The sequence below is a fragment of the Microbispora hainanensis genome (genome assembly GCF_006874475.1).
GTDB classification, from domain to species: Bacteria; Actinomycetota; Actinomycetes; order Streptosporangiales; family Streptosporangiaceae; genus Microbispora; species Microbispora hainanensis.
Genome location: NZ_VIRM01000195.1, coordinates 1 through 510, shown reverse-complemented (window position 1 = coordinate 510; position 510 = coordinate 1). Strand labels below are relative to the sequence as shown.

Here is a 510-nt window from a genome sequence, read left to right as displayed (position 1 = left end):
GACCATGGCGACCAAGAGGGTGCCGACGGCCCGCAGAACGGCCAGGGCGGCGAGCAGGGCGGGGGCGCCCTGCGAGCGGTTCTTGGTCGGCAATGGTCTCTCCTGTCTCCGGGTGGGCGTCCGGGGCGCGCGTCAGGCCGGCGCGGGTCCCGGACGCCCACGGTGGGGGGTGTCGTGCCTGTGGATCAGGACTGGTTGAACAGCGACAGCGTGACGGTGGAGTGGTATTCGCCGGCGGCGACGTCGACCGGGGTGCGCAGGGCGAGATCGGCGTTGACCTGGGAGGTGCCGATCTCGTCGGCGGAGTTGGCGGTGGAGACCAGCAGCTCCTGGCCCTCCAGACCCACGGTGGGCGCTCCGGAGCCGTCGGAGATGACGCTGGAGACCGGCTCACCGGCCGCGACCGCGCCGGTGGAGGAGTCGCTCAGCAGGTGCGGCCTCCAGCCCAGGTATTCCGGGCCGATGGTCTTGCCCGGGTCGTCGGCGGCGACGAACTGGCTGGCCTGGCCG

The 510-nt window shown here is 72.7% G+C and carries 1 protein-coding gene; it reads right to left on the bottom strand.

What is annotated here, in order from left to right; all coding sequences use genetic code 11:
• Positions 1 to 185 precede the first annotated feature (185 nt).
• Positions 186 to 510, bottom strand: a 325-nt coding sequence (locus FLX08_RS41120; protein WP_208761992.1) for a hypothetical protein, incomplete at its 5' end; no start/stop codon positions are given.